This window comes from Bacillus sp. JKS001846 (genome assembly GCF_900176455.1).
Lineage (GTDB): Bacteria > Bacillota > Bacilli > Bacillales > Bacillaceae_G > Bacillus_A > Bacillus_A cereus.
The window spans coordinates 1339305-1352546 of the sequence record NZ_FWYG01000001.1 but is presented as its reverse complement, the minus strand read 5'-3'; the positions used below and the strand labels follow the sequence as shown (position 1 = coordinate 1352546).

Genomic DNA, 13242 nt, shown 5'->3' with positions numbered 1-13242 from the left:
CTGCATTCATTTATACATTTTACTGGAGCCTTTCAACGCTATGCGTTTGAAAGTTTCACTATATAATTTCACCTTGTTACATGAAATCATACGGTGAAATGTTTTCCACGTCCATTTCCTCGCCATTAACTGTGACCATCTGTACTTCTCCTTGTGCTTCTTGCAAGCGACTAGCTAAGGTTGTTTGACGCATTGCATCATCAAGGCGATTTACACCAGATTGGAAAGCTGCTTCCTCTCCGCAAATAATAAGGAACTTCTTACTTCTTGTAATGCCCGTGTAAATTAAATTACGACGTAACATACGGTTGTAACTTTTCACGATTGGCATAATAACAATCGGAAATTCACTACCTTGTGATTTATGAATGGAACAACAATATGCATGCGTAATTTGATTTAAATCGGGCTTCGTATACGTTACCTCAATTCCGTCAAATGAAACGATAATCATATCTTGTTGCTCAACGTTTTCTTTCGCATAAAACACCGAAACAATTTCCCCAATATCACCATTAAACACTTGGCTCTCCGGCTGATTCACGAGTTGCAGTACTTTATCGCCTCTTCGGTACACAACATCACCGTAAGCAATTTCTTTACTCTTTTCCCTCTTCGGATTAAATACTTGTTGCAGCGCTTCGTTTAATACATTAATACCAGCAGGCCCGCGGTACATCGGTGCTAATACTTGTACATCTCTTGCGCTAAAGCCTTTTGTTTTAGCATTTTCACAAACTTTTTTCACAACCTCAACAATTTGAGCTCCTGTACAGCCGATAAATGAACGATCTTTTTGATTTTGTGCTAAATCTGGTGGTAGAGTTCCATTTTTTATCGCATGGGCAAGTTGAATCACTGATGAGCCTTCCGCTTGACGATAAATTTCAGTAAGCTTCACTGTCGGAACTGCGCCTGCATTTAATAAATCTTTTAATACTTGTCCAGGTCCTACAGATGGCAACTGATCTTCGTCACCTACAACGATAACTTGAATGTTCGTCGGCAACGACTTAAATAGCTGATTCGCAAGCCAAATATCAACCATTGAAAATTCATCGATAATAAGGAGCTTACCTTGGACAGGATCCGTTTCATTACGCTGGAAAGATCCTTCTGGCGTCCAACCAAGTAAACGGTGAATTGTGCAAGCTGGAAGTCCTGTCGATTCACTCATTCGCTTCGCTGCTCTTCCTGTTGGAGCTGTTAATAGTATTGGAAATGGATTATCATCACTGTATTCATTCGGATTTAACGATAACCCGTGTAGTGATGCATACATTTCAACAATCCCTTTAATAACTGTTGTTTTCCCTGTTCCTGGTCCACCTGTCAATAACATCATCGATTTATGAAGTGCCGTTTGAATTGCTTCTTGCTGAAACGGTGCATATTGTACGTTCAGTTGTTCTTCAATTTCACCTAACGTTTTTAACACTTCTGCTTCTGGAAATGAAGGTGTTTCTTCTTGATTCATAAGCCTGCGAATAGACTTTACAACACCTTTCTCAGAGTAGAATAACGTTGCTAAATACACTCGTTCTTCTTCTATGATGACTTTCCCTTCACTTTGCATCGTTTCAATACAACCTATAATATCTTCCTCAGTCACTCTTCCTTCTTGATTGTTTAAAAGTGACATCGTTTCTCTTACAAGTTGATCTTTCCTCATATAAACGTGACCAAGTTGTAATGAGACATTCTCTAATGTGTAAAAACATCCTGCGCGTACACGGTCGTCATGATTACCCGATATCCCTAACGCACGCCCTATATCATCCGCTCTTCCAAAACCAATCCCGTCCACTTCTTCGATAAGTTGATACGGATTATTACGAATCACTTCTAATGTCATCTCTTTATATTGCTGGTAAATCTTAATAGAAAGTTTCGTTCCAAAACCGTAGCCATTTAAAAAGCTCATTACTTTCTCTAGCCCTTGATGTTCAACAATTGTCTCATATATTTCCTGAGCCTTTTGTTTATTAACAACACCATTTAATGCCTCAGGGTCATCCATAATTTTAGAAATAGCATGTTCTCCGAGATGGTCCACAATTTTTTCAGCTGTACGCTTTCCTATCCCTTTAAATAAATCACTCGCTAAATATTGCACCATACCTGCTTTTGTTTGCGGCAATTCTTTTTTAAATGTTTCAACCATATATTGTTTTCCATACTTTGGATGGTCCTTAAAATGACCTGTCAATGTAAACACTTCATCTTCATGCATGCGGGGAAAATGACCGTTTATCATTACTTTCTTTTCGTCATACGTTTCATTCGTTTCAATGACTTTCATACTGACAACGGAATAGAGGTTTTCTTCGTTGTGGAAAATGGTATGAAGAACTTGCGCTTTTATAAACTTTTTCTCTTCCTCAAACAAATCCATTGCATGTTGATTTCCCATTTTTCCTCTCCTTTCCGGTATTTTCACTTTAATGAGCAGTACATCCCCCACCTTTTTAGATGAGGGATAACTACCCATTAAACTATATTTTTATCTTATTCAGCTTCTTGCTCTAATAAACGAACGCCATTACCCGCTAAAAAGTGATCTGGCTGAATTTCAGTTGCTTTCTTAAATAAAGCGAGAGCCTTCTCATTATTTTCCTCAAATACGTACGCAACACCTAAATTGTAATACGCATCTGCATGCTCCTCATCCATTTCTAATACCTTTTCAAAATAAGGTTTCGCCTCTTGAACGTGTTCTAATCGCGCGAAGCAAAGTCCGCACTGGAATACAGCTTCTACATCGTTTTCATCTAATTCTGTTGCTCTTTGTAAGAATGGTAGTGCAAGACGATCATTTCCAAGCTGTACATGTGTGATACCTAACATAAATGTTACATCAGCTGATTGTAATCCAGCTTGCATTGCTTGTTCAAATACAGCTTTCGCTTCAGTAAATTGCTCTTGGCCATAATATACATTTCCTAAACCATAATAGGCTGCTGCAGATTTATCATCTAACTCTAGTGCACGTTTATAAAATAAAATCGCTCGCTCGCTATCACCTAATACGTCTAATAAATTTGCAAAATTAATGTACCCAAGCGCATCTTTCGGATTTTCTTCGATTGCTTCTGTAAAATTTTTAGCTGCTTCTTCCCAGTTTCCTTCTTGCATATATTGAATACCTGTTTCAAGTTTGTTTGACATGTCCTTCACCTCTACAACAAATTATAACAAAGAATGTATTTTCCAAGCGAACGAAAATTCGCTTTATGTAAAAGAAACCTCTAACCGCTAATCGGCAGAGGCTTCTCATTTATCCTAAATAATCCAATTTCTTACCACTACGGTATACTTCATCAATTGTAGCACCGCCTAAGCACTCATCTCCATCATAGAAAACGACTGCTTGTCCTGGTGTAATTGCACGAATTGGCTCATCACAAAGAATACGAACTGTATTTTCATCAACGATTTGAACCGTTACTTTATTGTCTTCTTGACGATAACGGAATTTCGCCGTGCACTTAAATTCTGTTTCTTTTTCTTTGTTACTTACCCATCCTACATTCGTAGCAATAACTTCATCACCATATAGAAGTTCGTTATGGAATCCTTGATCAACATATAAAATGTTTTCTTTTAGATTTTTCCCAACAGCAAACCATGGATCACCATTACCACCAATTCCAAGGCCATGACGTTGTCCAATTGTATAATACATTAAACCGTCATGCTTCCCTTTCACTTCACCAGATAATGTTTGCATTACACCTGGTTGTGCCGGTAAGTAGTTACTTAAGAAATCTTTAAAGTTACGCTCACCAATGAAGCAAATACCTGTACTATCTTTTTTCGCCGCTGTCGCTAAGCCAGCTTCTTTCGCCATTTCACGAATTTGCGGTTTCTTTAATTCACCTAACGGGAACATTGTTTTTGATAATTGCTCTTGGCTTAATTGATTTAAGAAATATGTTTGATCTTTATTGTCATCAACACCGCGAAGCATTTTATATTCGCCGTCCATATAAGCAACGCGTGCATAATGGCCTGTTGCCACATAATCCGCACCAAGCGCAATTGCATGCTCTAAAAATGCTTTAAATTTAATTTCTTTATTACACATTACATCTGGGTTTGGTGTGCGACCAGCTCGGTACTCATCTAAGAAGTACGTAAATACTTTATCCCAGTATTGTTTTTCAAAGTTTACTGCATAATACGGAATACCAATTTGGTTACACACTTCAATTACATCATTGTAATCTTCTGTTGCTGTGCAGACACCATTCTCATCTGTATCATCCCAGTTTTTCATAAAAATTCCGATTACATCATAACCTTGCTCTTTTAATAAAAGTGCTGCTACAGATGAATCGACGCCACCGGACATTCCGATGACAACGCGTGTTTCGTGAGGTAGTTTGTTCATCATGTCACCTCCCATACTAATTTTGTGTTAATCGCTTCACGATTTTCACTGTTTCGTACGCCGCTTTTTCAATTTGCTCTTTCGTATTTCCAAGTCCAAAACTAAAGCGTACGGATGAACGTATTTGATCGGAGTCTTTTCCAAACATCGCTACTAATACATGTGATGGATCAATCGAACCAGCTGTACAAGCAGAACCACTTGATACTGCAATACCAGCTAAGTCTAAGTTCACAAGAAACGGTTCAATGTTCATTCCTGTAAAACTTACATTAAGTACATGCGGTAAGCGATGTTCTAAGTTTCCGTTTACCTCGAAAGTAATGCCTTCATTTTTGAAGACAGATACCATTATATCTTTAAACTCTTCATATTGGGCATTTTTTTGCTCACGAGTTTTTTCAGCTATAAGAATTGCATGCTGAAGCCCAGCAATACTAGGCACATTTTCCGTACCAGCACGGCGTTTTCTTTCTTGCTCTCCGCCTATTAATAACGGTTCAAATTTCACATTTGCACCAGCGTATAAGAAACCTACACCTTTTGGCCCGTTAATTTTATGAGCTGAAATTGATAATAAATCAATACCAAACTCTTTCACATTAATTTCTACTAAACCGTAAGCTTGTACCGCATCTGTATGGAAATACGCTTGATGCTCTTTTAACAGCTTTCCTATTTCCACAATCGGTTGCATCGTCCCTACTTCATTATTCCCAAACATAACAGATACAAGAATCGTCTCTTCTGTTAATGCCTTTTGTATGTCAGAAACTTGAATGCGCCCTGTTTCATCGACAGGTAAATATGTCACTTCAAACCCTTCACGCTCTAACAATTCGCACGTATGCAAAATCGCATGATGTTCAATTTGCGTCGTTATAATGTGGTTACCTTTATGACGGTTCGCACGTGCTACACCGATAAGCGCTAAATTATCAGCTTCTGTACCACCGCTCGTAAATATAATTTCATTCGGATTCGCATGAATGCTGCGTGCACACACTCTTCTCGCCTCATCTACTGTGTGACGAGTTTGACGTCCATAAAAGTGAATACTAGACGGGTTCCCGAATATTTCTGTCATATATGGAATCATCTTTTCGACCACTTCTGGGTGAGTCGGAGATGTCGCAGCATGATCTAAGTAAATGCGTTCCATTAAATCTCCTTCTTTCCAAATCGTTTCACAAGGAATTAAATGTAAAACATATAGCCCCCGTGATTTTCTTCCTCATAACGTACTAAATCTTCTAACGTTGTACTATCTAACACTTCTTGCACCGCATCACGAACACGCATCCATAATTGGCGTTGTGCTGGTTCTTCTTCTTCTATCATTTCTACAACACTAATCGGACCCTCTAATACACGGATTACATCTCCAGCTGTAATGTTAGCCGGCTGATCTGATAGTACATATCCGCCATATGCTCCCCGCGTACTCTTTACTAGACGCGCGTTACGAAGTGGTGAAATTAATTGCTCTAAGTAATGTTCCGATAAGTCATGTGCCTGCGCAATTGATTTTAATGAAATCGGACCTTCACCAAACTTTTTTGCAAGATCAATCATAATTGTTAAGCCATAGCGGCCTTTCGTTGAAATTTTCATCTATTTTGCACCTCTTTTCAAATTTTCACTTCTATTGGTTATATCTTATTTATAAAAAGAACACAATTTAAAATCCTATGAAATTATAGCATAATATAGTATTATAAGAAATTTCAACTTGTGTATCAAAATGATAACATAAAATCACATTGAAAAACTCGGGAATTATTACAATTGAAAGAAAAATGAAAATATTATCATTTATTTTTCCCATAAAACAGCATCCTATTTCAAATTTCGTAGAAAAAAATGATACGATAGAACGAGATTATATATTAAGGGAGACGGTCCAAATGAAACAACCACTCGCACATCGAATGCGCCCTACAAATATTCAAGAAATTATTGGGCAACAACATTTAGTTGGTGAAGGAAAGATTTTATGGCGAATGGTCCAAGCCAATCATTTTCAATCTATGATTTTATACGGTCCTCCAGGTACAGGAAAAACATCCATTGCCAGTGCAATTGCTGGAAGTACCGGTACCCCGTTTCGTCTATTGAATGCTGTTACTCACAATAAAAAAGATATGGAAGTTGTCGTACAAGAAGCGAAGATGCATCGACACCTCGTTTTAATTTTAGATGAAGTTCACCGTCTAGATAAAGCAAAGCAAGACTTTCTATTACCTCACTTAGAAAGCGGACTTCTTACTTTAATTGGTGCAACGACAAGTAATCCATTCCATGCAATAAACTCCGCTATTCGAAGCAGGTGTCAAATTTTCGAATTACACGCACTAACAGAAGATGATATTTTAATTGGGTTAAAAAGAGCTTTAGAAGATAAAGAAAAAGGCCTTGGAGAATATGCTGTAACGGTAACAGATGAAGCACTACATCACTTTGCAAACGCCTCTGGTGGTGATATGCGTTCCGCTTATAACGCACTTGAGCTTGCTGTATTATCTAGCTTTACTACAGACGATCAAGCGGCTGAAATCACACTCGAGATTGCGGAAGAATGCTTACAAAAGAAGAGCTTCGTTCACGACAAAGGCGGCGATGCTCATTATGACGTATTATCAGCATTTCAAAAATCAGTGCGCGGAAGTGATGTAAATGCAGCGCTCCATTATTTAGCACGCCTTATTGAAGCAGGTGATTTACAAAGTATTGGCAGACGCCTTCTTATTATGGCTTATGAAGATATTGGACTTGCTAGCCCACAAGCTGGACCACGTACACTAGCTGCAATTGAATCAGCTGAACGAGTTGGATTCCCAGAAGCACGCATCCCACTTGCAAATGCCGTTATCGAGCTATGCTTATCACCAAAATCAAATTCAGCTTATAAAGCACTTGATGCTGCATTACACGATTTACGCAACGGTCAAACAGGTGACATTCCAAGCCATTTAAAAGATAGTCATTACAAAGGCGCAGAATCACTTGGAAGAGGCATTGGATATTTATATCCACACGACCATCCAAACGGCTGGGTAAGGCAACAATACTTACCTGATAAAATAAAAAACAAGCAATATTATAAACCGAAAACGACAGGGAAATTTGAGCAAGCACTTTCTACTGTTTATGAAAGATTACAAACTTCGAATAAAACGAAAAATAAAGGGTAACATAAACGAAAACGTCACCATTATGGAGGCTTCGCTTATGAAAACACGTCAAGATGCATGGACAAAAGAAGATGATCTCCTTTTAGCAGAAACTGTTTTACGACATATTCGCAGTGGAAGTACACAAATAAAAGCATTTGATGAAGTCGGCGATACGTTGAACCGGACTTCAGCAGCTTGCGGCTTTAGATGGAATGCTGAAGTAAGACCGAATTACGAAGATGCTGTGCAGCTTGCGAAGAAACAACGTAAAGAATTAAAGCGCTCTGAAGCTAAAATAGAAAAAAATCAGTTCACGAAAACGAAACAACTCGTAATCGATGCTGAGTTTTCTGAAGATATTACGCCAAGTAAACAAGAACTTACGATGCAAAATGTCATCTCATTTTTGCAAAACTTGGAGCATAATAACCCTTCACTCGCAAAGTTGCAAACTGAAAATGATGTATTACAAGCTCAGCTCACTTCTCTGCAAAAAACGAATCATGAACTTGAAACGAAATTAGCGGTACTCACAAAAAAACAACAAGCAATCGAAGAAGATTACGCGATGCTTGTTCGAATTATGGATCGTGCTCGAAAACTTGTTTCAGTCGAAGAGCAAGAAGAGCAAATTGCCCCGATTTTCAAAACCGATCAAAACGGGAATTTAGATATTATTTATTCTGCTGAGAATTAAAAACAGGGATGTCACTTTTTTAACTGAGTGACATCCTTGTTTGTTTTCGGTTATCCAATTTCGTTATCTTACGATATATTCCCTCCTTATCTAAGGGCAGATTATATCATAAGACAAAAAGAAACAAATATTCGCCCTCAAGAAATTGTTATGAACGAAACAAAGGTGTTTGGTCTACCTTCTTACGGCAACTCATCTCCACCTGAATTGTTGATTTTCACCCGTAACACAAATCAGATGGAGTTTTCTTGCCGAAAGAGATAAAAAAGCATATATCCAAAATGGATATATGCTTTTCTTTTATTCTTGCCCTACACGTTTCACTTCTACATTTTTAATACGTTCACGTACAACGTGACTTGCCATAATTAAGCCTGCCACAGATGGTACGAATGCATTTGATGAAGGCGGTAATTTCGCCTTACGAATTTTTGCATTTTCGTCTGGTACAATTTCTTTACGTACCTCTTCACGAATTACGATTGGGTTTTCGTCAGAGAAGACAACTTTTACACCTTTTTTAATCCCCTCTTTACGAAGCTTCGTACGAATGACTTTCGCAATTGGATCTGTATGTGTTTTAGAGATGTCCGCAATACGGAAACGAGTTGGGTCCATTTTATTTGCTGCACCCATACTGGAGATAATTTTAATTTTACGACGTAAACATTGTTTAATTAAATGAATTTTGAACGTAATCGTATCAGATGCATCCACTACGAAATCCAAACCGTGCTTAAAGAACTCTTCATATGTTTCATCTGTATAAAACATTTCAAGTCCAATTACTTCACATTCCGGATTAATGTCTGCGATACGCTCTTTCATTAATTCTACTTTTGAACGTCCTACAGTAGATACTAAAGCGTGAATTTGACGGTTTACGTTTGTAATATCTACAACGTCTTTATCAACTAATACAAGACGTCCAACGCCAGAACGTGCTAACGCTTCAGCTGCAAAAGAGCCTACGCCGCCAATTCCTAAAATACCGACTGTACTATTTTTTAATATTTCAAGTCCTTCTTTACCGAAGGCTAATTCATTACGTGAAAATTGATGTAACATTCAGCTCTACACTCCTATTACAAAAATGGTCTACCATGTATTCTAGCGTTTTTCCGACTATTTGTATAGAAAAAGTTATAGAATTCCTAAAAATACATATTTCGAAAATGAAAACATAGACCAGAATTTCATTTCTTCCTAAATACACGTTTAAAAAGGAGGATTTAGAGAACCGAGCAGATCGAGGCGCTGAAGCCAGGAGGAGCGCAGTGTAGAAATACTACTCGAGCACCGGACTGGCGAAGCAACGATGAGATGCGACAGTTATCTAAACCGGACTTTTTAAACTTCCTTTCAATACACGTTTAAAAAGGAGGATTTAGAGAACCGAGCAGATCGAGGCGCTGAAGCCAGGAGGAGCGCAGTGTAGAAAAATACTACTCGAGCACCGGACTGGCGAAGCAACGATGAGATGCGACAGTTATCTAAACCGGACTTTTTAAACAACCCCTCAAAAAAAGTCTAGACGGTTATAGTATAACCATCTAGACCCTATTCTTACTTCTCTTCTTTTAAGCTTAATTTTAAGTTTAACTCTTCAAGCTGTGCTTCTGCAACTGGGCTTGGAGCTTCTGTTAATAAGCAGCTTGCGCTTGCTGTTTTCGGGAATGCAATTGTATCACGAAGGTTCGTACGGCCTGCAAGCAGCATAACAAGACGATCTAAACCTAATGCAATACCGCCGTGTGGTGGTGTACCGTATTCGAATGCTTCTAATAAGAATCCGAATTGCTCTTGCGCTTCTTCTTGTGAGAATCCAAGTGCTTTGAACATTTTTTCTTGTACGTCACGCTCGTAAATACGAAGTGATCCACCACCAAGCTCATAACCGTTTAATACAAGGTCATATGCTTGTGCACGTGCTTTTTCTGGTGCTGTTTCTAGTAACTCAACGTCTTCACGGAATGGCATTGTGAATGGGTGGTGAGCTGCGAAGTAACGATCTGCATCTTCATCGTACTCAAGAAGTGGCCAATCCGTTACCCATAGGAAGTTAAATTTACTTTCATCAATTAACTCAAGCTCTTTACCTAGACGTAAACGAAGTGCGCCTAAGCTATCTGCAACAATGCTCTTCTTATCTGCTACGAATAGTAATAAGTCGCCAGCAGTAGCCTCTAATGTGCTCATTAACACATTTGCATCTTCTTCACCGAAGAATTTTGCAATCGGTCCTTTTAAACCGTCTTCTTCAACTTTAAGCCAAGCTAAACCTTTTGCACCGTATACTTTCACGAATTCAGTTAATGCATCGATGTCTTTACGAGAATATTTACTTGCAGCACCTTTTGCATTGATTGCTTTTACTTGTCCGCCGCTTTCTACAGCACTTGTAAACACTTTAAAGCCACAACCTGCTGCAAACTCAGATAAGTCTGTTAGTTCCATTTCAAAGCGTGTATCTGGCTTATCAGAACCGTAGCGAGCCATTGCATCAGCATATTTCATACGAGGGAATGGTGCACTAACTTCTACACCTTTTGCATCCTTCATAACTTTCGTCATCATACGCTCCATCATATCTAAAATTTCATCTTGTGTTAAGAATGAAGCTTCGATATCGATTTGCGTGAATTCCGGTTGACGATCCGCACGTAAATCTTCATCACGGAAACAACGTGCTACTTGATAGTAACGCTCAAATCCGCCGACCATAAGAAGCTGTTTAAATAACTGTGGTGACTGTGGTAGTGCATAGAATTCACCATCATGCACACGACTTGGTACTAAATAGTCACGAGCTCCTTCTGGCGTGCTTTTCGTTAAAATTGGTGTTTCTACTTCTAAGAACTCTTCTGTGTCTAAGAAGTTACGAATTGTTTTCGTTACGTCATGACGCATTTTGAATGTGTTAAACATTACTGGACGACGTAAGTCTAAATAACGATATTTTAAACGCACATCTTCTGATGCATCTGTATCATCAGCAATGATGATTGGCGTTGTTTTCGCTGCATTTAGTACATTTACTTTTGTTGCTTGTACTTCAATACGACCAGTTGCCATATTGTCATTAATTGCGCCTTCACCACGTTCAACAACTGTACCTTCTACGTGTAATACGTATTCGCTACGAATTGTTTCTGCTACTTCTAACGCTTCTTTTGATGTTTCTGGGTTAAATACAACTTGCACGATACCTGTACGGTCACGTAAATCGATAAAGATTAATCCACCTAAGTCACGGCGTTTTTGTACCCAACCTTTTAATTGAACTGTTTGTCCAACAGCTTCTACTGTTACTTTTCCACATGCATGTGTTCTTTCAGCCACTGTAAGTTCCCCCTATATTAATTTCTCTGCTACGTATGAAGCAAATACATCTAACGCTACTTCTTCTTGTTCACCTGTTGCCATATCTTTTAAGTTAATGATGCCTTTATCTAGCTCATCTTCTCCTAATACAGCTACAAATTTCGCCTTTAGACGATCTGCTGATTTAAATTGTGCTTTCATTTTGCGATCTAAATAATCTTTTTCAACTGACAATCCAGCTTTACGAAGATCGAACGCAACTTTTGCAGCATGGTCTTTCGCTTTTTCGCCAAGCGCCACAACGTAACAATCAATGCTATGTTCAAGTGGTAATTCAATGTTTTCAGCTTTTAGCGCCATAATTAAACGTTCAATACTCATTGCAAAACCGATACCTGGCATTTCTGGTCCACCGATTTCTTGTACAAGTCCGTTATAACGGCCACCACCGCTTAATGTAGTGATCGCACCGAAACCTTCTGCCTCACTCATAATTTCAAAAACAGTGTGTTGGTAGTAGTCTAAACCACGCACTAAGTTCGGATCTTTTTCAAACGGAACATCCATCATCGTTAATAGTTCTTGAACTTTGTCGTAGTATATTGCTGAATCTTCGTTTAAGTATTCTGTAATAGATGGTGCTGTTCCCATTAATTCATGGTTACGGTCCTTCTTACAGTCTAAAATTCGAAGTGGATTCTTTTCTAAGCGAGATTGACAGTCAGAACAGAATTCGCCGATACGTGGCTCAAAGTGTGCGATTAATGCATCACGGTGTGCTTGACGGCTCGCTGCGTCACCTAAACTGTTTAATACAACTTTAATATTTTTTAAGCCCATGCCGCGGTAAAATTCAACAGCAAGTGCAATTACTTCTGCATCAATTGCAGGGTCATTACTGCCGATTGCTTCGATACCGAATTGTACGAATTGACGATAGCGACCTGCTTGTGGTCTTTCATAACGGAACATTTGACCGATATAGTATAATTTCGTTGGTTGTGTTGCATCACCAAACATTTTATTTTCAACGTAAGAACGTACAACAGGTGCAGTACCTTCTGGACGTAATGTTAAGCTACGCTCTCCACGATCTTGGAATGAGTACATTTCTTTTTGTACGATATCTGTCGTATCACCAACACCGCGTAAAAATAGCTCAGTGTGCTCAAAAATTGGTGTACGAATTTCTTTATAATTGTAACGACGGCAAATTTCGCGTGCTTGCCCTTCGATATACTGCCATAACTCAACAGTGCCTGGAAGAATATCTTGCGTTCCGCGTGGGATTTGAATAGACATATTCAGTTCCTCCTCAAATTGTTTTAATCTTAATAAAAATAAAAAAACTCCCGCCTCTACTGTTTAAACAGTAGGGACGAGAGTATTATACCCGTGGTGCCACCCTAATTGAAGCACGTATGCTTCCACTTTTTTAATAACGCTTAAATGTGCGTTCATCCCTACTAAGCGTATATGCCGTTCAAGTTGAAACCTCTAGAGTGTCATTCAATCAGTCATCATGTAGAAATGTTTTCAGCCTAAGACATTTCTTCTCTTTCCATGTGTGTCTCATTTACTCTTCTCTATCAACGGTTATATTCATATGTAAATATAAAATTACTATACGTTTGTTAAGTAGGATTGTCAAG

The 13242-nt window shown here is 38.6% G+C and carries 10 protein-coding genes and 1 other annotated feature; of the genes, 2 read left to right on the top strand and 8 right to left on the bottom strand.

Going from position 1 to position 13242, the window contains the following annotated elements:
* Positions 1 to 76: 76 nt before the first annotated feature.
* From B9A45_RS07345 to B9A45_RS07325, 5 genes are all read right to left on the bottom strand, one after another.
* Positions 77 to 2413, bottom strand: a complete 2337-nt coding sequence (locus tag B9A45_RS07345; RefSeq protein ID WP_084063965.1) for an SF1B family DNA helicase RecD2 — start codon at positions 2411 to 2413, stop codon at positions 77 to 79.
* A gap of 95 nt (positions 2414 to 2508) precedes the next feature.
* Positions 2509 to 3168, bottom strand: coding sequence for a tetratricopeptide repeat protein (locus B9A45_RS07340; RefSeq protein WP_000066409.1), 660 nt, complete (start codon positions 3166 to 3168; stop codon positions 2509 to 2511).
* A 109-nt stretch (positions 3169 to 3277) separates the two neighbouring features.
* The gene (gene mnmA / locus B9A45_RS07335) at positions 3278 to 4393 is read right to left on the bottom strand and encodes a tRNA 2-thiouridine(34) synthase MnmA (RefSeq protein WP_001038010.1); all 1116 of its coding nucleotides are present in this window, start codon (positions 4391 to 4393) and stop codon (positions 3278 to 3280) included.
* 16 nt (positions 4394 to 4409) lie between these two features.
* Positions 4410 to 5555 (bottom strand): cysteine desulfurase family protein, encoded by a 1146-nt coding sequence (locus B9A45_RS07330; protein ID WP_000439892.1) that lies wholly within the window; start codon positions 5553 to 5555, stop codon positions 4410 to 4412.
* Positions 5556 to 5590: 35 nt separating this feature from the next.
* Entirely contained in the window at positions 5591 to 6007 is a 417-nt protein-coding gene (locus tag B9A45_RS07325; RefSeq protein ID WP_000704116.1) for a cysteine metabolism transcriptional regulator CymR, read from the bottom strand.
* Positions 6008 to 6300: 293 nt separating this feature from the next.
* On the opposite strand from B9A45_RS07325, the gene B9A45_RS07320 reads away from it, so the two are divergent.
* Both B9A45_RS07320 and B9A45_RS07315 read left to right on the top strand, forming a co-directional pair.
* The gene (locus B9A45_RS07320) at positions 6301 to 7587 is read left to right on the top strand and encodes a replication-associated recombination protein A (RefSeq protein ID WP_000812919.1); all 1287 of its coding nucleotides are present in this window, start codon (positions 6301 to 6303) and stop codon (positions 7585 to 7587) included.
* Between the two features lie 37 nt (positions 7588 to 7624).
* Entirely contained in the window at positions 7625 to 8266 is a 642-nt protein-coding gene (locus tag B9A45_RS07315; RefSeq protein ID WP_000857722.1) for an RsfA family transcriptional regulator, read from the top strand.
* A 300-nt stretch (positions 8267 to 8566) separates the two neighbouring features.
* Here B9A45_RS07315 and B9A45_RS07310 read toward each other — a convergent pair whose 3' ends face one another.
* The 3 genes from B9A45_RS07310 to hisS all read right to left on the bottom strand — a co-directional run bounded on the left by B9A45_RS07310 (position 8567) and on the right by hisS (position 12892).
* Positions 8567 to 9334 (bottom strand): tRNA threonylcarbamoyladenosine dehydratase, encoded by a 768-nt coding sequence (locus tag B9A45_RS07310; protein WP_000903177.1) that lies wholly within the window; start codon positions 9332 to 9334, stop codon positions 8567 to 8569.
* A gap of 498 nt (positions 9335 to 9832) precedes the next feature.
* Complete coding sequence (gene aspS, locus B9A45_RS07300; protein ID WP_084063964.1) at positions 9833 to 11608, bottom strand: aspartate--tRNA ligase; 1776 nt, start codon at positions 11606 to 11608, stop codon at positions 9833 to 9835.
* A 12-nt stretch (positions 11609 to 11620) separates the two neighbouring features.
* Positions 11621 to 12892 carry a histidine--tRNA ligase gene (gene hisS / locus B9A45_RS07295; protein WP_000027081.1) on the bottom strand — a complete coding sequence of 424 codons (1272 nt, stop codon included), beginning with the start codon at positions 12890 to 12892 and terminating at the stop codon, positions 11621 to 11623.
* 69 nt (positions 12893 to 12961) lie between these two features.
* Positions 12962 to 13192 (bottom strand) — a binding site (T-box leader).
* Between the last annotated feature and the right edge of the window lie 50 nt (positions 13193 to 13242).

Bases quoted from the DNA above. Each gene is read 5' to 3' on its own strand.
- B9A45_RS07345 (WP_084063965.1), bottom strand. From the start codon at position 2,413: ATGGGAAATCAACATGCAATGGATTTGTTTGAGGAAGAGAAAAAGTTT.
- B9A45_RS07340 (WP_000066409.1), bottom strand. From the start codon at position 3,168: ATGTCAAACAAACTTGAAACAGGTATTCAATATATGCAAGAAGGAAAC.
- mnmA (WP_001038010.1), bottom strand. From the start codon at position 4,393: ATGAACAAACTACCTCACGAAACACGCGTTGTCATCGGAATGTCCGGT.
- B9A45_RS07330 (WP_000439892.1), bottom strand. From the start codon at position 5,555: ATGGAACGCATTTACTTAGATCATGCTGCGACATCTCCGACTCACCCA.
- B9A45_RS07325 (WP_000704116.1), bottom strand. From the start codon at position 6,007: ATGAAAATTTCAACGAAAGGCCGCTATGGCTTAACAATTATGATTGAT.
- B9A45_RS07320 (WP_000812919.1), top strand. From the start codon at position 6,301: ATGAAACAACCACTCGCACATCGAATGCGCCCTACAAATATTCAAGAA.
- B9A45_RS07315 (WP_000857722.1), top strand. From the start codon at position 7,625: ATGAAAACACGTCAAGATGCATGGACAAAAGAAGATGATCTCCTTTTA.
- B9A45_RS07310 (WP_000903177.1), bottom strand. From the start codon at position 9,334: ATGTTACATCAATTTTCACGTAATGAATTAGCCTTCGGTAAAGAAGGA.
- hisS (WP_000027081.1), bottom strand. From the start codon at position 12,892: ATGTCTATTCAAATCCCACGCGGAACGCAAGATATTCTTCCAGGCACT.